17 protein-coding genes, 1 tRNA gene and 3 pseudogenes are annotated in these 22,155 nt (G+C 62.2%); 4 read left to right on the plus strand and 17 right to left on the minus strand.

The window, feature by feature from the left end; genetic code table 11:
* Positions 1-61: 61 nt before the first annotated feature.
* The 5 genes from VDP81_RS05345 to VDP81_RS05365 all read right to left on the minus strand — a co-directional run bounded on the left by VDP81_RS05345 (position 62) and on the right by VDP81_RS05365 (position 4,493).
* The gene (locus VDP81_RS05345; protein WP_323011761.1) at positions 62-1,012 is read right to left on the minus strand and encodes a ribose-phosphate pyrophosphokinase; all 951 of its coding nucleotides are present in this window, start codon (positions 1,010-1,012) and stop codon (positions 62-64) included.
* A gap of 96 nt (positions 1,013-1,108) precedes the next feature.
* Positions 1,109-1,185 (minus strand) — tRNA-Gln (locus VDP81_RS05350).
* A gap of 1 nt (position 1,186) precedes the next feature.
* Positions 1,187-2,140, minus strand: a complete 954-nt coding sequence (gene ispE, locus VDP81_RS05355; protein WP_416233241.1) for a 4-(cytidine 5'-diphospho)-2-C-methyl-D-erythritol kinase — start codon at positions 2,138-2,140, stop codon at positions 1,187-1,189.
* Positions 2,140-2,721 carry a lipoprotein insertase outer membrane protein LolB gene (gene lolB / locus VDP81_RS05360; protein WP_323011763.1) on the minus strand — a complete coding sequence of 194 codons (582 nt, stop codon included), beginning with the start codon at positions 2,719-2,721 and terminating at the stop codon, positions 2,140-2,142. The genes ispE and lolB overlap by 1 nt, the downstream gene beginning before the upstream one ends.
* Positions 2,718-4,493: a tetratricopeptide repeat protein gene (locus tag VDP81_RS05365; RefSeq protein WP_323011764.1), complete on the minus strand. Its 1,776-nt coding sequence runs from the start codon at positions 4,491-4,493 to the stop codon at positions 2,718-2,720. Before VDP81_RS05365 ends, lolB begins: the two co-directional genes overlap by 4 nt.
* An 85-nt stretch (positions 4,494-4,578) precedes the next feature.
* On the opposite strand from VDP81_RS05365, the gene mutM reads away from it, so the two are divergent.
* Positions 4,579-5,406 carry a bifunctional DNA-formamidopyrimidine glycosylase/DNA-(apurinic or apyrimidinic site) lyase gene (gene mutM / locus VDP81_RS05370; protein ID WP_322996671.1) on the plus strand — a complete coding sequence of 276 codons (828 nt, stop codon included), beginning with the start codon at positions 4,579-4,581 and terminating at the stop codon, positions 5,404-5,406.
* A gap of 115 nt (positions 5,407-5,521) precedes the next feature.
* Positions 5,522-5,866 (plus strand): RidA family protein, encoded by a 345-nt coding sequence (locus VDP81_RS05375; protein WP_322996670.1) that lies wholly within the window; start codon positions 5,522-5,524, stop codon positions 5,864-5,866.
* A gap of 17 nt (positions 5,867-5,883) precedes the next feature.
* Here VDP81_RS05375 and VDP81_RS05380 read toward each other — a convergent pair whose 3' ends face one another.
* Positions 5,884-7,293, minus strand: a complete 1,410-nt coding sequence (locus VDP81_RS05380; protein ID WP_322996669.1) for an FAD-binding oxidoreductase — start codon at positions 7,291-7,293, stop codon at positions 5,884-5,886.
* A gap of 123 nt (positions 7,294-7,416) precedes the next feature.
* Here VDP81_RS05380 and VDP81_RS05385 point away from each other — a divergent pair, with 123 nt between their 5' ends.
* Positions 7,417-8,802, plus strand: a complete 1,386-nt coding sequence (locus tag VDP81_RS05385; protein WP_322996668.1) for a phosphomannomutase/phosphoglucomutase — start codon at positions 7,417-7,419, stop codon at positions 8,800-8,802.
* Positions 8,803-8,812: 10 nt separating this feature from the next.
* Here the strand turns inward: VDP81_RS05385 and VDP81_RS05390 are convergent, their stop codons facing one another.
* The 8 genes and pseudogenes from VDP81_RS05390 to VDP81_RS05425 all read right to left on the minus strand — a co-directional run bounded on the left by VDP81_RS05390 (position 8,813) and on the right by VDP81_RS05425 (position 18,320).
* Entirely contained in the window at positions 8,813-9,949 is a 1,137-nt protein-coding gene (locus tag VDP81_RS05390) for a glycosyltransferase family 4 protein (RefSeq protein ID WP_322996932.1), read from the minus strand.
* A 213-nt stretch (positions 9,950-10,162) separates the two neighbouring features.
* A pseudogene (locus VDP81_RS05395) lies at positions 10,163-11,242 on the minus strand (glycosyltransferase); the annotation flags it as partial.
* 45 nt (positions 11,243-11,287) lie between these two features.
* Positions 11,288-12,406: pseudogene (locus VDP81_RS05400) on the minus strand (glycosyltransferase family 4 protein); the annotation flags it as partial.
* A complete protein-coding gene (locus tag VDP81_RS05405) occupies positions 12,407-13,531 on the minus strand; it encodes a glycosyltransferase family 4 protein (RefSeq protein ID WP_323011765.1) in 1,125 nt (374 codons plus the stop codon).
* Positions 13,531-14,886, minus strand: a complete 1,356-nt coding sequence (gene murJ / locus VDP81_RS05410) for a murein biosynthesis integral membrane protein MurJ (protein WP_323012396.1) — start codon at positions 14,884-14,886, stop codon at positions 13,531-13,533. The genes VDP81_RS05405 and murJ overlap by 1 nt, the downstream gene beginning before the upstream one ends.
* Positions 14,886-15,908, minus strand: a complete 1,023-nt coding sequence (locus VDP81_RS05415) for an NAD-dependent epimerase/dehydratase family protein (RefSeq protein WP_323011766.1) — start codon at positions 15,906-15,908, stop codon at positions 14,886-14,888. The genes murJ and VDP81_RS05415 overlap by 1 nt, the downstream gene beginning before the upstream one ends.
* A gap of 12 nt (positions 15,909-15,920) precedes the next feature.
* Positions 15,921-17,195 carry a Vi polysaccharide biosynthesis UDP-N-acetylglucosamine C-6 dehydrogenase TviB gene (gene tviB, locus VDP81_RS05420; RefSeq protein ID WP_322996665.1) on the minus strand — a complete coding sequence of 425 codons (1,275 nt, stop codon included), beginning with the start codon at positions 17,193-17,195 and terminating at the stop codon, positions 15,921-15,923.
* Between the two features lie 42 nt (positions 17,196-17,237).
* Complete coding sequence (locus VDP81_RS05425) at positions 17,238-18,320, minus strand: glycosyltransferase (RefSeq protein ID WP_322996930.1); 1,083 nt, start codon at positions 18,318-18,320, stop codon at positions 17,238-17,240.
* Positions 18,321-18,593: 273 nt separating this feature from the next.
* Between VDP81_RS05425 and gltS the strand changes: the two are divergent.
* Positions 18,594-19,862: pseudogene (gene gltS / locus VDP81_RS05430) on the plus strand (sodium/glutamate symporter).
* A 294-nt stretch (positions 19,863-20,156) separates the two neighbouring features.
* On the opposite strand, the gene coq7 reads toward gltS, so the two are convergent.
* The 3 genes from coq7 to VDP81_RS05445 are packed head-to-tail and all read right to left on the minus strand — an operon-like array spanning position 20,157 to position 22,150.
* A complete protein-coding gene (gene coq7, locus VDP81_RS05435; protein WP_323011767.1) occupies positions 20,157-20,834 on the minus strand; it encodes a 2-polyprenyl-3-methyl-6-methoxy-1,4-benzoquinone monooxygenase in 678 nt (225 codons plus the stop codon).
* Between the two features lie 9 nt (positions 20,835-20,843).
* Complete coding sequence (locus VDP81_RS05440) at positions 20,844-21,515, minus strand: hypothetical protein (protein ID WP_323011768.1); 672 nt, start codon at positions 21,513-21,515, stop codon at positions 20,844-20,846.
* Positions 21,512-22,150 (minus strand): SCO family protein, encoded by a 639-nt coding sequence (locus VDP81_RS05445; protein WP_323011769.1) that lies wholly within the window; start codon positions 22,148-22,150, stop codon positions 21,512-21,514. The genes VDP81_RS05440 and VDP81_RS05445 overlap by 4 nt, the downstream gene beginning before the upstream one ends.
* Positions 22,151-22,155 lie beyond the last annotated feature (5 nt).

Consider the following 22,155-nt stretch of genomic DNA (forward strand, 5'->3'; position numbering starts at 1 on the left):
CTGAATAACGCAGACTACGCTGCAAATCACCCCCCGCCGCGACCAGCAGAGGGCAGAAAAATCAATCGGCGAACAGCGAACTGACGGATTCGGCCGTGGCGATACGCAAGATGGTTTCACCCAGCAGCGAAGCACACGACAGCTGGCGGATCTTGGGGCACTGGCGGGCGGTATCGGACAGCGGGATCGTATCGGTGACGACCAGTTCGTCGAGCGCGGATTCGTTGATGCGCTGTACGGCTTCGCCCGACAGCACCGGGTGGGTGCAATAGGCATAGACCAAGCCCGCGCCACGGTCTTTCAGGGCTTGCGCGGCCTTGCACAAAGTGCCGGCGGTGTCGACCATGTCGTCCATGATCAGGCAGGTACGGCCATTGACATCGCCAATGATGTTCATGACTTCGGAGACATTGGCACGCGGGCGGCGCTTGTCAATGATCGCCAGATCGGATTCCAGCTGTTTGGCCAGCGCACGCGCACGCACCACGCCGCCGATATCCGGCGACACAACCACCAGGTTCTGAAAGTTGCGGCTCCAGATGTCGCCCAGCAAGATCGGACCCGCGTAAATATTGTCCACCGGGATATCGAAGAAACCCTGGATTTGGTCGGCATGCAGATCCATCATCATGATGCGATCGACGCCGACGGACTGCAGCATATTGGCCACGACCTTGGCCGAGATGGAGACCCGCGCCGAGCGCGGCCGACGATCCTGGCGGGCATAGCCGAAATATGGAATGGCGGCGGTGATGTTGCGTGCCGACGCACGGCGCAGCGCATCGACCATCACCATGATTTCCATCAGGTTGTCGTTGGTGGGGGCACAGGTGGGCTGCAGCACGAAAACGTCCTTTCCGCGGACGTTTTCATTGATTTCGACCATGACTTCGCCATCGGAGAAGCGACCGACGGTCATCTTGCCCAGCGACATATCCAGATGATTGACTACATCCACCGCCAGCCTGGGATTGGCTGTACCGGTGAAAATCATGAATCTGTCTTGTGCCATGGTGCCGAGCCAATGTCTCAAATGACAAGGCTGTTGACGATTAGCCCCACACAGGGCATGTTCAACAGCCTGAATTGATGTTTGCGTATAAGCGAATGGCTGGGGAAGAAGGATTCGAACCTTCGCATGCTGGAATCAAAATCCAGTGCCTTAACCAGCTTGGCGATTCCCCAACTAATCCATTACCCAATCCCGCAGTGGATGATCATCCAGCCCCTGGCATAGCCAACTGCCGTTGATGACCACATCGGGTAGGTCATGCATTTTACCGATTATCTGGTTTCTTTGCACCCGGGCAAGCCGCGCATCAGAAAAACCCACAAAAACACAAGACCCCGATCCCGTCATGCGTGCCGCCAGACCTGCCCCACGTAGCGTAGCCAATAACTGGTCTACCATGGGCTGCTGCCGACACACGACTGTTTCCAAGTCGTTGCGGCCAAATAAGCCGCTGTGTTGTGTTTGCCAATCAGCAAAGACCGAGATTTTTACCGATTCTGAATCTCTTGTCAAATCGGGGTCATTAAACACCGCCGCAGTCGAGACCGAAGCATCTGGGTGCATGACCAAATAGGCCTGTGGCGGCAAGGATATCGGGGCCAGATCCTCGCCTATCCCTTGGGCAAATGCGGCCTGTCCAAACACGAAAACGGGCACATCCGCCCCCAGCGGCAAGGCCAGACGCAGCAGCTCGGCGCGCCGCAGGCCAGTGCCCCACAGCCGATTCAGGGCAATCAAGGTGGTGGCCGCATCGCTGGACCCGCCCCCCAGGCCACCACCGGCAGGAATGACCTTGCGGTAACGGATGCGTGCCCCATACCGCGTACCCGTGGCTTGTTGCAGGGCGTGCGCCGCCCGCAAGACCAGATCCTGGGCTGCCGGCAGGCCCGCCAGTCCGTCGCCATCGCGCTGGATACTGCCATCCGGAGTGCGTTCGAAATCCAGGCGATCACACAGATCAATAAATCGAAAAACCGTCTGCAACTGGTGATAGCCATCCGGGCGGCGTCCCACCACGTGCAAAAAAAGATTCAACTTTGCCGGTGCGGGAACATCCAGCAGCGTGGTCAGAGGCAAACCGCCTGCGCCCGGAGGGGCCGATGAGCCAGCCGAAGGGAAATCCACCATCAGGGCCGGTCCATGATCAGTTGCAAACGCCATTGCCCCTGGGCATCCTGACGCAGCAGGCGCACCCGTCCCGGCCCTTGGTCGTCGTAATCGGACAGGCGGATTTCCCAGCCATCCTGCTGCAGGGTGGTCAAGCGGCCCTGGGCGTCACGCTGCATGGCCGTGGCAGGCGACCCAGGGGTGGCCTGGCCCTGAATCCAGTACCGCAGGCCGGTGACCGGCATGGGATAGCCCCAAACCTGGGCCAGCAGCGTATCGGCACTGGCGGCAGACGTTTGACTGCCATCGCTGCGCTCCAGCACCGCTTGACCCGGTATGACCTGTATACGGGCCAGCACACCGCCCAGAGGGCTGCTGAGGTCCAGGCGCAGCACCCGACCATCATCGCGCCAGGAAAACCCGCCTTGGGCGGCATAAGGGGGCTGCGCCATGGGCTGCAGATTGACTGCAAAGCGGCCTACCCGATCAAAGGCCGTCCCCTGGCCCGCGATCCGGCTGGGGGTGGCGCAAGCCGCCAGCCAGAAGGCCAGACACAACACCAGCCACAGCCGAATGACGCGCAGGCCTTGGTAAAGGCTCATGGCAGCGACACGCCCAAGCGCCGCAAGGTGGATTTCAGGGTCTCGTTGTCGGGATCGGCCTTCAGGCCCTCGGCCCAGATCCGACGCGCCTGTTCCGGGCGCTTCAGCATCCACAAGGCTTCGCCCAGATGAGCCGCCACATCGGCAGCCGGCAATTGATCGTAGGAGCGCCGCAAGTATTCCAGCGCCCCTTGATAGTCTTCTGTGCGAAACAGGTACCAGCCCACGCTATCGAGGATAAAGGGATTCTCCGGGTCCAGATCCAGGGCGCGCTCCAGCAGATCCCGGGCCTCGGGCAGATTACGGTTGGTATCGGCATAGGTATAGCCCAGCGAGTTATAGGCGTTGGCATCATCAGGGTCCAGCTCGATGACGCGCTTCATCAGGGTTTCGAATTCGGCGGTCTTGCCCTGCTGATGCAACAACATACCCAGCTCGTATTTGATTTCCGGCATATCCGGCATGGCCAGATCAGCGGCCTTCAGGGTGTCCACTGCCTGGTCCGTGCGCCCTGCCCCCCGATAAATGGACGCCAGCGTCAATTGGATGACGACCCGTTCACGCCGGTCGATGGGCTTGATGGCATCCAGTGTGGCCCGCGCCTTAGGCAGGTCGCCCAGCTTGCCGTACAGCACGGCCTCGTGCGTCCGGGCCTGGAAACGCAGGCTGGACTCGTCGATGGCATGCAACTGGCGGATGGCTTCGGCCAGATCATCCTGGCGCTCGGCGATCTGCACCAACAGCAAGCGAGCATCAGAGACATCGGCCTGGGCGCTGGAGGCCCCTTCGGCCAGCGACCGGCGGCGCTGCTGCTGGATGGTAATGTATTCGTTCAACAGGGATTTCGCGGCGACATAGCGCCCCGCCCGCGCATTGACCTCGGCCTCGGTGTACAGCAAATCGAAATCCTCGGGGGCCTGACGGCGCATATCGCCCAACAGCTTCAGCGCCTCGTCGAACTGCCCCCGCCCCGTCAGGCGGCTGACCAGCAAAAGTTGCAGGCCCCGGTGACCGGGATGGTCGGCCAGATAGCGATAGGTATCACGAATTGCCTCTCGGGGCTCAATGCGCAGACCATATTCCAGGATGCGTTCGGCGGCATCCAGAGAATCAGGCGCCAAGCCTTGGGCGCGATAGGATTCGTCCAGCGCGCGGCGCGGCTCGCCGGCAGCCCAGGCCGTATCGGCCAGGGCGAGGTGCGCGAGCGCCGAAGTATCGATCACCCCCGCCACCGCCTTATCCAGCACATCCAGGGCCAGGCGTTTATCGGTCATCTTGGAGACAATACCGACCGCCTGCGCCACAGCTTGTTCTTTATCGTCTGCCGAATCGATGCGGCGCGCCAAGGTACGCGCCAGGCCATCGGTCTGGCCACTGGAGGCAGACAAGGCCAGCGAGGCGGCAACGGCCTCGGGGTTATCCGGGTTCAATCGGGCCCACTCGCGGGCGGCCTGCAGGGCCAGGGCCAGATTGCGACCCGACATGGACATCTGAAAAGCCCGTTGAGCCAGGCGAGGATCCAGGGTGTCGCGTGCCAACGACAGCAGCCCCTGAGCCGCATCATCGTACTGGCCCTGCTGGGCAGCGAGTTCAGCGACTAAAATACGGTAGAGAAGCTCGGGCGTGAGGCTGACGGCCGGGAGTTCGCCCGGGCGCAAACGGATCGTTTCAACCGCATCTGGCGGCGCAGGCACCGGTGACGCAGCCCATCCCATCTGGGGCAGCGCGGCAAGCGCCAGCACCATAGGCATGACAGAGGCAGAAATTCTCATCGGCGGTAACCAGGGCCGCAACGCGAGAAATGCCCGCGTCTGGTGGCAAAATTGCTTCATCGAAAGAGGATGTTATCACCCCGCCATGCCTGAACTGCCAGAAGTCGAAACCACCCGTCGTGGAATTGCCACGATCATGCCAGGCCGCACACTGCGCCAACTGCTCGTGCACGAGTCCCGATTGCGCTGGCCAATCCCGCCGGATCTGCCCGCTCTGCTGGCCAATCAGGTGGTCTTGGCCTGTGATCGGCGGGGCAAGTACCTATTGATTCAATTCAGTCACGGCACACAAATCGTGCACCTGGGCATGTCGGGGTCATTACGCCGGGTGCCGCTGGATGCGCCCCTGCGCAAGCACGATCATGTGGAATGGATATTCGACGATGCGCGGTTTTTATTGCACGACCCGCGCCGCTTTGGCGCCGTGCTGTGGCATCCGGCCAACGCTGGTCCCATCGACAGCCATCCCTTGCTGGCCAAACTGGGGGTAGAGCCTTTTGATGCAGCATTTACCCCGGCCCTGCTGCACGCCGGGGTCCACACCCGCCAGCAATCCATCAAGCAACTGCTGCTGGCCGGACACCTGGTGGTGGGGGTGGGCAATATCTATGCCTCTGAATCCTTGTATTTGGCCGGTATCGACCCGCGCACACCCGGCAAACGGCTGTCCCGCCCGCGCTGCGCGCGCCTGCACGCTGCGATTCTGCAAACCCTGAGCCAGGCCCTGGAATCCGGCGGCAGCACCCTGCGCGATTATGTCAATGCCCAGGGCACCCCCGGGGCATATTTCACGCTGCACGCTGCGGTGTACGAACGTGCGGGCCAGCCCTGCTCCCATTGCGGGCAAGCCATCCGCCGTATCGTCCAAGGCCAGCGGGCGACCTATTTTTGCCCACACTGCCAAAAACGATGACAACCAGGCTGGCGCACGTCCGCATAACAGGCAAGCACACCGCAGACGGCGCCATTGAGCCACCCTCTTGGGTAGTATCATGGCGCCGTCTTTCCTTTAATTTAGAGCACACTCCATGACGATTCAACGCATTGAACCTGGTGTCCGCATGAGCAACGCCGTCGTCCACGGCAACACCGTCTACCTGGCCGGCCAGACCGGCGAGGGCGAGGATGTCCAGGCCCAGGCGCGCTCTGCCTTGGCGGCAGTGGACGCCCTGCTGGCGCAGGTCGGCAGCCATAAGTCAAAAATCCTGCAGGCCACGATCTGGCTGCGCGACATCGCGGATTTTGCCGCCATGAACACCGTCTGGGAAGCCTGGATCGACCCATCCAATCCTCCTGCCCGCGCCACCGGCGAGGCCCGTCTGGCCGCCCCCGAGCTGAAATTCGAGGTCATCGTCATCGCTGCCCTGGATTGATCCCCAAGGCCCGCGACTTACAAGACTTTGCCTGGATTCATCATCCCCGATGGGTCCAGCGCGTCCTTGACGCGCCGCATCAGCGCCATTTCCACCGGGTCTTTATAGTGCGGCAAAGCATCTCGCTTTAACTGCCCCACTCCGTGTTCGGCGCTGATGGACCCACCCACCGCATGCACGCGGGCATGCACCAGGGCATACACGTCCTCCTGGTGCGCCAACAACTGCCCTTCGGCCCAGTTCGCCCCGCGCGCCACGTTGTAATGCAGGTTTCCATCCCCCAAATGCCCGAAGATCACATTGACGATCCCAGGAAATGCCGCCTGCAGCGCCGCATTGGTCTGTTCAACGAACTCGGCCATGCGCGACACCGGAACGGAAACATCGTGCTTGATGCTTTTGCCGGTTTCCTTCTCGGCCAGGGGGATGCTCTCGCGCAGGTGCCACAGGGCATGGCTTTGGGCCATGGACTCGGCAATCACCGCATCCTGCACCTCGCCCGCCTCGATGGCATCGCCCACGACGACCTCGAAGCGCTCGCGGGCATGCGCCTCGGACTCGCTATCGGAAATTTCCAGCAAGGCATACCAGGGCAAATCCGCTGAAGGGCCGCTGAACGGCAGGCGCTGCTGGGGAAAACAGCGCACGACGGCTTGCAGGCAATTGCCCGCCATCAGTTCAAAGCCGGTCAGGGATGGTCCCAGCCCGGCGCGCGCCCGGCCCAGCACGGCAATCGCGGTTTCGATGGAATCCAGTGCCAACAAAGCCGTGCAACGCGCCACGGGCAAGGGATGGAGCTTCAGCGTAGCCGCCGTGATGATGCCCAGCGTGCCTTCGCTGCCGATGTACAGGTCGCGCAGGTTGTAGCCGGTATTGTCCTTGCGCAGGCCGCGCAGGCCATGCCAGATCTCGCCCTGGGCGGTAACGACCTCCAGCCCCAGGGTGAGTTCACGCATATTGCCGTAACGCAACACCTGGGTGCCGCCCGCATTGGTGGCCAGATTGCCCCCAATGGTGCAACTGCCCTCGGCGGCCAAGCTTAGGGGGAACAGGCGCCCGACATCCCGTGCGGCCTGCTGCACCGACTGCAAAATGCAGCCGGCCTCGACGTCCATGGTGTCATTATCGGTGTCGATGCTGCGGATTTGATTCAGCCGCTGCAGCGACACGATCACTGCCTGGCCGGAATCATCCGGCGTGGCTCCGCCGCACAGACCGGTATTGCCGCCCTGAGGAATGACGGGCAGCCCGGCATGGGCACAATACCGCACCACAGCAGCGACCTCGGCGGTGCTGCCAGGACGCACCACCGCCAGCGCCCGGCCTCGGTAGCGTTCCCGCCAATCAACCTCATAGGCCTGGGCATCCGCCCCGGTCAGTACCTGCGACGCACCCACTGCCGCCCGCAACGCATCCAAGTGTTCCATAAACCATCAGTCCTCTATCCAGTCCCGTATCATCGGGCCAGCCAGCACATTGTCCTGCCCATGCAAGACTCTGCATTTTAATCGGCGATAATAAGCCTTTGCTCATATCGAACGAGAGTCACCGTGTCTGACGCCCTGCCTGCCTCTGTTTTCAAAGCCTATGATATCCGCGGCACCGTGCCGACGCAGTTGAATGATTTCTTTGCCCATCGACTGGGCCTGGCGCTGGCCGCGCTGGCACGCCAGGAAAACGTGCGCAGCCTGGTCGTGGGCCACGACGGGCGCCTCAGCAGTCCAGGGCTATCCACGGCCTTGCAGGCCGGCCTGCATGCCGGGGGCATCGATACCGTGGACGTCGGGTTGGTGCATACGCCGCTGGTGTATTTTGCCACTCACCTGGATGGCAGCGGGTCCGGGGTCGCCATTACAGGCAGCCATAACCCCCCGGATTACAACGGCTTCAAGATGATGATGGCGGGACGCACCCTGCACGGGGCCGATATCCAGGCCCTGCACCAGCGCATGAACGATATTCAGCCCCCCACCGGCATCCAGCCCGGACAGTCTCAGTCGCGCAACCTGGTCGATACCTACATCAGTCGCATCACCGACCACATCCAGCTGGCGCGCCCCATGCACATCGCCATCGACTGCGGCAACGGCGTGGGCGCCGTGGCCGCCAGCCGATTGTTCCAGGCCCTGGGCTGCACGGTGGACGAGCTTTATTGCACGGTGGACGGACACTTTCCCAACCACCATCCGGACCCCGCCGAACCGAAAAATCTTCAGGATCTGATCCACCACCTGCAGCGCACCGACTGTGAAATCGGCCTGGCCTTCGATGGCGACGCCGACCGCCTGGGCGTGGTCACCAAGTCCGGCCAGATCATTTGGCCCGACCGCCAACTGGTGCTGTTCGCCCGCGACATCCTGCAGCGCGTGCCGGGGGCCTCGATTATCTTTGACGTCAAATGCAGCCGCCACCTCAGCCAAGCCATCCGCGATGCCGGGGGCAAGCCCCTGATGTCCCAGACCGGGCACTCCCTGATCAAAGCCCGCCTGGCCGACACCGGCGCCCCGCTGGCCGGTGAAATGAGCGGCCACCTGTTCTTCAAGGAACGCTGGTACGGGTTCGACGACGGCCTGTACGCAGGCGCGCGCCTGCTGGAAATCCTGTCGCGCAGCGACGATCCCGGTCAGTTGCTGGAAGCCCTGCCCCAAGGGATCTCCACCCCCGAACTCAAGCTTCCCATGGCCGAAGGCGAACCCCATGCCTTTGTGGCCCGTCTGCAGGCCGAGGGCCAGTTTCCTGGCGCCCTAGAACGCATCACCATCGACGGCATCCGGGCCGAATACGCAGATGGTTTCGGCCTGGCACGGGCATCCAACACCACTCCGGTGGTGGTGCTGCGCTTCGAAGGCGATACGCCTGCCGCCCTGGACCGGATTCAGGCTGAATTCCGGGCTGCCATCAGCGCCTTGCTGCCAGGGCGCGAACTACCGTTTTAAGGCGCCGGGATCAACGGCCCAGCAGCTCGCCATACACGGCCAGATGTCCCTGCACAATACTTTGCAGGCCATAGTCGCGCTCAGCCAACGCCCGGCCTGCCGCCCCCATTTGCATGCGCAATTCAGCATCCCGGGCCAGGCGGCCGATGGCATCGGCCAGCGCCTGGGCATCGCGCACCGGCACCAGCAGCCCACTGACATTGGGCTCGATCACATCCCGGCAACCCGGCACATCGGTGGTCACCACCGGACGGCCACAAGCTGCGGCCTCGATCAGGGATTTAGGCAAGCCCTCGCGGTAAGACGGCAAGGTGACAATATGCGCCTGGGCATAAAAACCCGCCACATCCGGGCATTCGCCCACATAGTCCACGATCCCCTCGGCCTGCCAGGCCTGCAGTTCGGCGGGCTGTACCGATGCCGGGTTATCCAGGTCCAGGCTGCCTGCCAGACACCAGCGCAGGGCTTCACCCCGGGCTGCCGACAGGCGTGCGGCCTCAATGAATTCGCGCACCCCCTTGTCGTGCAACAAGCGCGAGGCCATGGCGACTGTGATGGGTCCATCCGGCCAGGGCGCCGGAGAGAAACGACCCAGATCCACCCCGGAACCGCGCAGCATGACGACTTGCGTCGGACGCACCGCCCCCGCCTGCACCAGCACATCGCGATCGGCCGGATTCTGGAAAATCACCCGACTGCGTGGATGCCCCAGGGCCAGACGATATAAAACCAAGGCCAAAGAACGCAGTACCCGGCGCTTGCCGGTGCCCTGAATAAACACGTAGCCCAGGCCGGAGATCGCCGCCACATAGGCTGGCACTTGTGCCGCGCGCGCAGCGATCCCGCCATATAGCACGGACTTCAAGGTCACGGCATGCACCAGATCGGGCCGTACCCGGCGAAACAGGCGCCAGACGGCCCATAGGCTGCGGGCTTCGGTCCAGGGTCGCATGCTGGTGCGCGACATGGGCAAGACGTGATGCGTCAGCCCCAGGGATTCCAACTGGGCGACAGCAGGCCCCCCCATAGACGCCACGTGCACCTCGTATCCGGCATCCCGCGCGGCCAACGCCACGGGCAGCCGGTGCGACACCAGAAAGGCGGGGTTGGTGATGAAAAAGAGCACGCGGCGCGGCGCGGCATCCACAACATAAGCAGTCTCTGCTACCCCGGCAACCGCTTGGCCACGATGATCGCCACGGCGCTGCCCCCAGCCGGGGTAATCCTGCGCCAGGCGTCGCCAGACTTCGGCATAGCGGTCTGTCATGGCCTGCAGGCCATAGCGGCGAGCGACTGAAGCGCGTGCCCGGTCACGCTGACGCCCCCAGTCAGGCCCCCGCACGGCAGCAATGGCCTGGTCCAGGCCATGCGCCAGGGCCATGGCATCCCCCGGCGGCACCACCCAGCCATATTCTCCGACGATTTCAGCCGCATCCCCGACATCGGTGACGACACAAGCCACCCCCGAGGCCATGGCTTCGGACACCACATTGGGAAAACCTTCTGCCTTGCTGGACAGCACATGGATATCAAGTGCCGGCATCAGGGCGGGCACGTCATCGCGCCGCCCCAGAAAGATCAGCTGATCCAGCACCCCCAGGTCACGCGCCTGGGAAACCAAGGCGGCATTATCACGCGACATGCCCAGGCCGATCAGTGCGCAGCGCAGTTGCGGGTGTTTTTGCAGGCTGATGGCCAGGGCCGCCAACAGATTCGCGTGGTCCTTCAGGGGATTCCAGCGCGCCACGCAGCCCAACAGCACGACATCATCGGGCACCTGCCACTGCCCCCGCACCGCCGCCCGCTGCGCGGCATCCGGCTGCCAGACTGATAAATCATAGCCATTCGGAATGACCATCAGGCGATCAGCACGATAGCCCCAGCCCTGGTGCACCTGGGCCGCCCGCCGGGCGCACGCCACGATCACCCCAGGCACCCAGCCCGACAGCCGGGCGCACAACCAGGCGGCCACGCGCGAGGAACGACTGCTTTCCGCCAGGCTGACACCCGAATTGCGCACCCCCCAGGCCACGGCCCGCACCCCAGCCAGACGCGCCACAAGCCCACCCAGCAAATCCGCGTGATACATCCAGGTCTGGACCACGTCCGGGCGCTGAGCGCGCAAACGTCGATACAAGCGCCACAAACCCCGCAAGCTGCCCCAGGCACCCTGCATATCCAGGGTAACGACTTCGATGCCGGCGGCCCGCAACGAAGCCCCCAACACGCCTTCTCCGGTCATGGAAATCACGGTATGACGCACGGGCGCATCCGGCTGAACGGGGGCCGTAACCAGGCGCTGCAGGACGGTCTCCGCCCCGCCATGCAGCAAGCCGGAAATAATATGCACCACCTGCAGGCCCGCCGTTGGCCCAGGCCACCCCGCATCCTGCGACCCCAAGCCATCATCATCCGGCACGGCCACATCGGCCTGCGTCATCAGCGACTGAGCACGATCACACGGCGGCGTGGCGGCCCACGCCTCATCCCAGGCTGCCAGCACGGCATCCAGCGCAAAACGCGTCCGTACCGATTCGGCAGCGGCACGGCCCCAGGCCTCGCGCTGGGCGGGGTCGGCCTGCATGACACGAGCCAAGGCCTGCGCCAGGGCAGGCTCATTTCCCAAAGGCACCAACGCAGCCAACTGCCCACCCTGGGTCAATTCAGCAGGGCCTGAGGGGCAATCCGTCGCCACGCAGGGCAGGCCCAAGGCCATGGCTTCCAGCAAGGCATTGGGAAAGCCTTCGACGCGGGAGTTCAACACAAAGGCATGGGCGCTGGCCAGGTCCGCCCAGGGGGTCTGGCTATAGCCCGGCAAATGAATACGATCCGTCAGGCCCAAGGCCTGCACCCGGGCCAGACAATCGGCACGCTGTGCCCCATCCCCATAAATGACCAGATCCCAATCCGGGTGCGCTGGCGCCAGTCCGGCAAAGACCTCGATCAGGCGGTCGAATTGTTTGATGGGGCTAAAACGCCCCAGAGCCACCAACTGATAAGGGCGGCGCACAGGCATCCGGCCATCGTCCGCCTCGTCGAGCGCTATTCCCGCAGAAGGCTCGTGTTCGCGCACGCCGGACAAGCCGTCGGGCAAGGGGTTGGGAATGGCCATCAGGCGACGCACCCGAGGGGCGACCTGCAGCAAGTGCGGCAGGCTATGGGGCGTCTGTACGACCACCTGTTGCGCCCACGGATAGGTCCAACGGCGCAGCCAGCGCAGGGGTTTTTCCAGATTGACGCTATGGGCGGGATCGGTGCGTTCGCTGACCACCACCGGCAAGCCCAGACCGCGCAAGGCCACCAAGGCAGTCACATTGACGTTGGTCAGAAACGACAGCACGCGATCCGGCTGCAATTCGCGGGCCAGGCGGCGCAGGGCCAGCAGCTTATGAACCGGACGCAGCCACGCAGGCCCGCGCAGCCGATCCGCCAGCCAGATCAGACGCACATCGGGGTCCAGTTGCTGCTGACAGTGCCCCCGCCCGGAATAACAGCACACCAGGGTGACCTGATCGCCGCGCCGAACCCAGGCATTGGCCAGGGTGGCTGCCACCCGTTCGGCCCCGCCGCCATGCATGGAACTGACTAGAAACAGGAAGTGCATTCAGGCCAACCCTTGTCCTTGGAAGATTTGTTGCCATAGCGCCATAATACGCGCGGTGCTGAAGCGGTCCCGCACGTCCAGCGCACGATCGGCATAGCGCGCGCGCAGGGCGGGGTCCATCATCAATGCCACCAAATGCCCAGCCAGGGCCTCGGGATCTTGTACCGGACGCACCAGCACGCCATCAATCCCATCGCGGATGATTTCACGCGGCCCGGTATCGCAATCGAAAGCCACGCAAGGCAGGCCGCTGGCCATGGCTTCCAGCAGTGTATTGGATAGACCCTCGGCCCGGGAGCTGAGCACATAGAGATCCGCCGCCGCGTACCAATCGCCCATATTGCCGACCCGCCCCGGAAAACTGACCCGATCCTGCAGCCCCAGGGCATCGCGCTGAGCCTCCAGCGCGGCCCGTTCTGGCCCCTCGCCGAGAATGGTCAAATCCCAATCGGGACAAAAAGACGCCAGTTGGGCAAAGGCCTGCAGCAGGCAATCGAAGCCCTTGACGGGATGCAGGCGGCCTACCGCCAACAAGCGCAGGCGACCGGGCGGACGCGCGGCATCCAGACGGGGTTCTTCATTGGCCGGTGGCCAATGCACGGCATTGGGGATGACCTGGGCCTGCACACCGGGCACCTGAGCATCCAGCCACTGCGCCGACCCCTTGGTCAAGGCAATCACGGCATGCGCGCGCGGGTAGGCCCAGCGGCGCAAGCGCTGCCAGGATGACGGCAGATTTTGAATGGGAGGATGCGTATGCTCGGTGACCACCACCCGGCAGGACAGGCCTCGGGAGGCCAACACCGAGAGCACCGAGCCACGCGTCATCATGCCCAGCACCACGGCCGGGCGCCGGCGCCGCAGCAGATGCCGCAAGGCCAGAAAACGGCGCAAGTTCCCCCACAAGGCTGCCAACGGCCCTCGACTATCGCCCGCCAAGCCCAAAGCCCGGCGCTCGACCCCATCGGGCATGGGGTACGCATCCTGGCTGGCATCAGTCTGAGTCACCAGACAGACCCGACAACCCCGTGCCTGCCAGTAGGCTGCCATATCCACGGCAACGCGCTCGGCACCGCCGCCGCGCAAGGAGTGAATCACAATCACCAGATCAGACCGTGCACGCATTATGTGCCACCCCCCGCTGCAGGCGTGGCCGACGGCATGCGCAAGGCCAGAAATAAATAACCCAGGTACGACATTGCATACATGACACTGGTTGCCAGCATAATGCCCGCCACCCCCATCTGCGGTGCCAACACTGTATTCAGCACCGCCTTGACCAGAAAATTACCCACGGCAATCGCCGCCATCCAACCGTAGCGGTTCTGGCTGGCCAGCAACTGCACCAGGATCAACACCCCAAAAAAGAACGGCAACTGCAACAACCCCCAGCGCAGCGCCTGCGCCACGGCCAGGGTGTCCTGGGCGGTAAAGGCGCCGCGCTCGAACAGCAGCGCCACTCCCCAGGGGGCCAACCACCAACCCAGCAGCACAGCGACTGCGCCTGCGCCCAACATGGCAGCCGACCATTTCAGGGCCATGGAACGGGCATGCGCGGCATCGCCCCGACCCTGGATATCAGCCAGGACGGGCAAGGCTGCCCGCCCCACCGAAGCCGCCCCCAAGCCGATCAGCAGCGAGAGCAGCCGCGCAGCATAACCCAGCGTGGCATTGGCGTTATTGCCCAACTCGGCAGCGGTATATTGGTCAATCGGGCCGACAAAGCTCATGGCCAACTGCCCCACCAACATGATGCCCGCAGCGGCCGCAAGGCTGGACCAGGGTGGCGCCCGACGGCTCAGGCGCAAACGCGTGGGCACGCCATCGGCACGCTGCGCCAACTGCCGTTGCCACCAGGCTTGCAGCATATAGCCCAGCACCGTGCCCCACAGCAGCGGCATGACGCCAGCATCCGCAGGCGCCGCCAGCACCCAAATCAGAATCATCAACGCCGGCACGCTATCCAGCAGGGTATTGATGTGGCGCTCATGCGCCCGCAGACGCGCAGCGCTTAGCCCCGTCCAGATCGTGCACAAAGCGGCAGGCGCAAAGCCCAGAATCAGCAGGCGACTCATGGACTGGACCTCGGGGGACAGGCCCTGCCCCGCCACCTGCAGCACCAACGGCCAAGCCAGCAGCAGCACCCCGGCCACCAGCACGCCCAGCAACAGCGCCCAGGCCTGTAGCTCGCCCAAAAAACGGCCATGCACGCTGGGTTCGCGACGGCTGCGCACCAAGGCGGGAATCAGCACCACCGAACAGGCCCCGACCAAGGTCACCGGCAACCAATTGGCCAGCGTCAAGGTGAATTGATAAGCATCCACCACATCGCTGATGCCGTAGCGGTAGGCCACCGCCATTTCCTTGAAGGCCCCGACGGCCTTGCCCATCAGCAAGAAAAAGGCGACCCGCGCCGCCCCCAGTGCGATGCGTCTATGATCCGCGTGCAGCGCCGCCAAGCGGCGCTTCAAGGCAGAGATCAACGCAGAAACTGGATATACCAAGGCATGGCAATATCCAACCCTTGTTGGATATTGAACTGCGGTGCATACCCCAGCAAAGCACCCGCCTTACTGACGTCAGCCTGCGAATGGCGCACGTCGCCCGCCCGGAAATCGCCATGACGGGGGGCGCGCGCATAGGCAATCTGATTGCGCCCCAGCGTATCGCGCAAGAGATCAAAAAGCTGATTCAGGCTGGTACGGGCGTTGAAAGCCACGTTATAGACCTGATTGCGGCCTTCCGCACCCGCCACCGACGCCAGCAGATTGGCCTGCACGACATTGTCGATATAACAAAAATCCCGGCTGGTTTCGCCGTCGCCGTTGATCACGACATCCTGGTCGAGAATCATTGCCGCCACCCACTTCGGGATCACGGCAGCATAGGCCCCATCGGGGTCCTGGCGCTGACCAAAGACATTGAAATAGCGCAAACCGACTGTCTGGAAATCATAGGCGCGGGCAAACACGTCAGCGTAGAGTTCATTGACGTATTTGGTGACCGCGTAGGGCGACAGGGGTTTACCGATACGGTCTTCGACCTTGGGCAGGCCGGGATGGTCGCCGTACGTAGAGCTGGACGCCGCATACACAAAGGACTGCACCCCGGCATCCCGCGCCGCCACCAACATATTCAGCTGGCCGGCGACATTGACGGCATTGGTGGTGATGGGGTCGGCCAGGGACCGGGGCACCGAACCGAGGGCCGCCTGATGCAAGACGTGCTGCACCCCGGTGACTGCCTGACGGCAGGTGTCCAGATCGCGGATATCGCCCTGGATGAAACGAAACCGCGCCCATTGCTGCGGACTGACGCGAGACTGGACCTCGTCCAGATTATGCTGATAGCCCGTAGAAAAATTATCCAGCCCAACAACGGCCTGATCCAGCCCCAACAGGCTTTCCAGCAAATTTGAACCAATGAAACCGGCGCAGCCAGTCACCAGCCAGGTACGGGGTTGGGTCTGCAATTGGATGCGCAGTGCTTCGTAGCGTGTCATCAAGGTCATCTCTTACAAACGTAGGTCGGATTGGTCTGCATCCAGCACATATTTCAGGTCATACAGGACGTGATCGGGTTTGCCCAGCGCGCGCAAGGCAGCAGCCCCCATGGCGGCAAATTGTTCGTGGGCCACGGCAATAATGATGCCATCATAAGCACCAAGCGACGGCTCGGAGACGGGCGTGATGCCGTATTCGTGCAGGGCCTCGGCGGGCTCCACCCAGGGGTCGTACACATCCACGGCAATGCTGTATTCGCCCAATTCGCGGACGATATCCACCACCCGGGTATTGCGCAGATCTGGGCAGTTTTCCTTGAATGTCAGGCCCATCACCAAGACATGCGAACCTTGCACCTGAATGCGGCGCTTGGTCATGGTCTTGACCAGTTGCGACACCACATAGCCCCCCATGGAGTCATTCAGACGGCGGCCTGCCAGGATGATTTCCGGGTGATAGCCGATGGACTGGGCCTTGTGGGTCAGGTAGTAGGGATCGACCCCGATGCAGTGCCCGCCCACCAGGCCTGGGCGAAACGGCAGAAAATTCCATTTTGTGCCCGCTGCCTGCAGCACATCCAGGGTATCGATGCCCAGGCGATTGAAGATCAGGGCAAGCTCGTTGATCAGGGCGATATTGACATCGCGCTGCGTATTTTCAATGACCTTGGCGGCTTCGGCGACCTTGATGGAGGAAGCCTTGTGGGTGCCTGCTGTGATGACCTGGCGATACAGGGTGTCGATCAGCTCGGCGACCTCGGGGGTAGAGCCAGAGGTGACTTTGCGGATAGTGGCCACCCGATGTTGCTTGTCGCCCGGGTTGATGCGCTCTGGGCTGTAGCCCGCGTAGAAGTCTTCGTTGAAGCGCAGGCCGGAGGTTTCTTCCAGCACAGGCACGCAGACTTCTTCGGTGGCCCCTGGGTATACCGTGGATTCATAGATCACGATGTCGCCGCGTTTCAGCACGCGGCCGATGGTCTCGCTGGCCCGCACCAAGGGTGACAGGTCGGGCTGCTTGAAGCGGTCGATGGGCGTAGGCACCGTGACGATAAAGACATTGGCCGACGCGAGTTCGGCCATATCGCTGGCGTAGCGCAGATAGGCTGCCTGGGCAAGTTCGGGGCCGGAGACCTCCAGGGTATGGTCCCGGCCGGCGCGCAGTTCTTCGATGCGGCGCGCATTGATGTCAAACCCCAGTACATCACGCTGCTTGCCGAATTCGACGGCCAGCGGCAGGCCTACATAGCCCAGGCCGATCACGGCCAGACGGACGTCCTGAATGTTCATGAATTTCTCCCCGGCACAATAGCCGTATTGATCGAAAGCATTTTAATCGTGCCGGTCCCGACGGCCCAGGGTGGGCAGCAACAGCCAACGTGGCCGGCGCCAGGTCACCAGGCGGATATAGAGCCAGATGTAGACCCCGGCGAACACCGCCATGCTGAAGCACAGATACCAGGCGTTATCCCACCAGATGGTGGCTGGCACCAGGCCAATCAAGGCCAGCACCCACAGATAGGGGGATGTCATGGCATTACATAAAGCCGGTACGGCATGGCGGCGGTCACGGCTGAAAGTGATCCGCACCAGACGCCGAAAGACCAGTTGGTGCAGATGCAGGGCATCAGGTTGATCGACCGGCACGCCGCGCTTGAATTTGCGCCGCCAGATGGAAAACAGGGTCTCGAATACCGGATAGAACAGCACGGCCAGCGCATAGAACGGCGACACCCCCGGATTGCGCACCACCAGTTGCACAGCCAGCTCGGCCAGCATGAAGCCCAGGAAATAGGCCCCGCCATCGCCCAGAAACACGCGCCCAAAGGGAAAGTTCCAGACCAAAAAGCCCATCGTGGCTGAGGCCAGCGCCGTGGCGATCAGAAAAATGGGGATGTCCTGCACCTGCAGGGCCACCAAGGCCAAAGAGACCGCCATCAGCGTCGCAATCATGCCCGCCAGGCCATTCATGCCATCGATGATATTCAGCGCGTGGGTACAGCCCCCCACCGCCACCATCGTGAACACCAAGGAAATAATCGGCCAGTTCGACAATAAGGCATCAGCCCAGGGCAGACCCACGCGCGATACCCCGCCCAACACCCACCAGGCAATACCCGCCGATACAAACGCCGCCAACAGGCGTTTGCCTGAACCGATGTCCTTGGTGATGTCTTCGAGCAGACCCGCCACGAATACGGGCAAGGCCGCGACAAACAAGGCAGGCCATAGCCAAGTGAGAGTCATATTATGGGGCCCCAGCACCAGCAGCCCAGCCAAACTGCCGGCCACCACGGCCAATCCGCCGACTCGGGGGGCCGCGCGTTTATGCATGGCCTGGGGCTTGTGCATGTCGGTATCGCCCGTGAAGCGACCATGCCAGCGCTCGGACATGACAATCAAACCGCCCACCATAAAGGCGACGACCCCGATCAGGGGCCAGCTAAGAGAAGCGGACAGGCTGGCAGCGTTCAAGGCAATCCCGAATAGACAAATGCAGATTATCGACGATATTTGTAACTCATGCTGTTGTGCAACCGACACAGATGCAACAAAAGCGCCACATCTGTGCATGTGCTGATTCTACCTGCGCAGCACCAGAAAACCAGGGGGTCATGCGGCAGTCATGATTACAATTGAGGGTTGGTTTGCTTTTGAAGAAGTGACGCATTGTCACCCGGAGTTTGTATGGAAATCACCCTCAATGCCCACTACACCCTGATTATCGCCGCCGTCGTGATGCTCGTGGGGCATTGACTGGTCTTTCGCGTCAAGACGCTGTCTGCATTCAATATCCCGGAGCCCGTGGCTGGCGGCCTGCTGGCCGCTGCCATCATCACGCTGCTAAATGCCACCCTTGGTCTGAAACTCAAGCTCGATACCGACTTGCAGACGACTTTCATGCTGATGTTCTTTGCCTCCATCGGCCTGAGCGCGGACTTCACCCGCCTGAAAGAAGGCGGCAAGCCTCTGATCAAGCTGCTGATCCTGGTGTCTCTCTTTATCATCATCCAGAACATAGTCGGCGTCGGGCTGGCGACCCTGCTGGGACTCAAGCCCTTGATCGGTCTGGTGGTCGGTTCAATCACCCTGACCGGCGGCCACGGCACCGCCGGGGCCTGGGGGCCAGTGCTGGAAGCCAAATATGGCATCGCCGGCGCCACGACACTGGGGATTGCCACGGCCACCTTCGGTCTGATCTTCGGCGGTTTGATCGGCGGACCAGTGGCACGCCATCTGATGCGTAAAAAACAACGCCAGCCCCTGCAACAGGCCCAGGCGCGCAGCAACATTGACACAATTTCCGGTCAGCCTCGCCACGCGCAAGCCAATCCCGACGCTGAATCAAAGCGTCTGACATTTGAACTCTTTGATCAGCCTCGCCTGATTACCGCCTACGTCGTGATCGAGACCCTGGCCATGTTCGCTGCCTGCCTGATCTGTGCCGACCTGCTCGGTCGCTGGACCCACGGCACGGCGCTGGAATTGCCCGCCTTCATCTGGGCACTGGCCAGCGGCGTGGTAATCCGCAATATCCTGACCCATCTGTTTCGTTTCGAGATGTTCGACCGGGCGATTGACGTCTTTGGCAATACCTCGCTGTCGCTATTCCTGGCCATGGCGCTGGTCAGCCTGCGTTTATGGGAGTTGGCCGACCTGGCCGGCCCCGTCGCCATTATCCTGACAGCTCAGGTTGTCATCATGATGTTGTACGCAACCTTCATCACCTACCACTTCATGGGGGCGGATTACGATGCCACTGTCATCGCGGCGGGCCATTGCGGTTTCGGCCTGGGGGCCACCCCCACCGCAATTGCCAATATGCAGGCCGTCACGGATCGTTTCGGGGCGTCATACAAGGCTTATCTGATCGTGCCCCTGGTGGGTGCATTTTTTGTGGATCTGATCAACGCCACTGTGCTACAGGCTTTCACACAGATTCCATTCCTGCAATAGCCACGCTGGCGCACAAAAAAAAGCCCAAGATCCGAAGATCCTGGGCTAAATCCACCAAAGGAGGAGGGTGGAGGAGACAATCGTGGCATGTCTGGCTGCTAAGGTCTGGGACCTGAGCCTACGCGCTAGGGTTTTCCCTTTGCAATCGCGTTTCGACATCCGATAAAGAGATTATATAGACTATGTTTGCTGCAATGCAAGATTTTTTTGATGTCAATAGATGCCGACCATAGGTTTGTTGCTTTTAAGGAACAATCCAGGGTAAACCTTAGCCTGCTGCCACCCAGTTTTTGATCAAATCCGATAAGCCGTCGTGGTCATGATGCGCGACATCAGCCGCATCGCCCCGCGCACCAAGGTCGGCAAGGGCGCTGCGCCATGATTCTCGGCTGTGGTGCGGTGACCGATCTCATCGTCGCGCATCTGTGTAACGACCTGACGCGAACGTCGATCCTGATCAGGCAACGTCGTCAAATGGCCATCCAGATGTTCCTCGACCTGGCGCTCGGTCTCGGCCATAAAGCCCAGGTTATAGGGGATGCCGGCACGGCTGGCGAGCAGCCCCAAGCCAAACGAACCCGCATACCACAAAGGATTCAGCAAGCTGGGGCGATCATGCAGTTCGTCCAGCCGCCGACGGCACCAGGCCAGATGATCGACTTCCTCGGCGGCAGCCTGCAGCAACACCCCACGGATGCGTTCATCGCGGCACAGCAAGGCCTGCCCGCGGTACAGGGCCTGAGCGCAAATCTCGCCCACGTGGTTCACCCGCATCAGGCCAGCAGCATGGCGCGACTCGGCGTCGGACAGCACCGGATCATCCGCCTGGACCGGACCGACAGGATAGGCGCGATCATGTGCCACAGTGCCATCAAGCACCTGCAAAGCGCGTCCGGCCTCGGCCAGCAAAGCATCCAATGGCCCCTGGCGGCGTTGCCAACGCGTCGCATGGGACTGGGCCGTGTTATCCATGATTACCCCCTATCGATTCAAGAAACGCCAGATCGGCCGCAACGACGCGACCAGCCAGCACGAGGGTAACACGATCGCCAGCACAATCAGCCCGCGTCCCGCCCAGTCCTGGTCATCCTGCAGATAGGCATTGCACAGACGGATGGGTTGATCCAGATAGACCATGCCGACAATTGCGCTCATCCAGCAGAAATTGCCCAGAAAGAAGAGCTTGATGACCACATTGGCCTGGCGCACAGAGGCGCGCAATAGCCAGCCGCAAATCGGCAAGCCCACATACTTGAACGCCGCCACACGCCAATCCACCAAAGCATCATCCAGCGCCTTGGGAATCATCCAGCCCGCGCCGACCAGGCTGACCAGTAGCAGCCCTGGGATGCCATAGGCGTTATAGGACCACCGAATGCGTCGACCAGAAGTAGGCTGCCACATCAGGTTCGGCTGTTCGTCCTGGGCGCGACGGCGGCTGATGGCCGTCGAGGTCTGGTGTTCCGGGCGCGTCACGCACCAGGCATGCCAGGCCTGTTCTGCCAATACCCCCGCAGCTACCAGCAAGGGAATCTGAACCAGCATATGCAGGCTCATCAGGGCTGTCAGGGGGCCACGCAAGCCCAGCGCCAGTCCGGCGCATAAAAACGCCAGCAGCAGCGAGGTCAGGCCAATGCCGTGCGCACGCATCATGGCTGCCCTCGTGCGACACCGTCCTGTGGCGCCAAGGTGCGAGCGGCCTGCAGGGCCAACCCTGGCTCGTCCAGATCAAGAATACGCACCAAGCGCCCATCAGGCGTCACGATATGAAAGGCTGCGTTATGCTCGAATTCGCCCAATGGCGCAGGCACCACCACAATACCGAACTGATCCAGCAGGCCTTTGCGCTGGTCTGCATCAGCCAGCGTCAGAAACTGCCAGACAGACGGATCAGCCCCCATGCGCACGCCATAACGCGCCAGATCGTCGGCATCATCACGCGCATCAAAACTAAGGCTGATCAGCCGGATGCGATCCTGCAGCCCCTCGGTTTCGATGGCCTGTTGGAGTTGCTCGGTCAACGACCCTTGCGCCAGACACAGGGCATTGCAGCGTGAATAAAAAAAATTGACGATGGCCACTCGGCCATCGTCGTGTAAATTTTCTGCAAGGGATTGCCCCCCCCCAACGGCATCCAGCACCTGGGCGGGCAGCAAGGCCCGAGGTTGCGCCGCAATCATCTGGCGACGGGCGGCCTCGGCTGTCAGGACGGTAAACCCGTCCGTCAAGCCATAGAGAACCCCAATACCCGCTGCCAGAGACAGCACCAACGCAAACACCCACCGCATGACAT

The organism is Castellaniella sp., from assembly GCF_034675845.1.
Classification (GTDB): domain Bacteria; phylum Pseudomonadota; class Gammaproteobacteria; order Burkholderiales; family Burkholderiaceae_B; genus Castellaniella.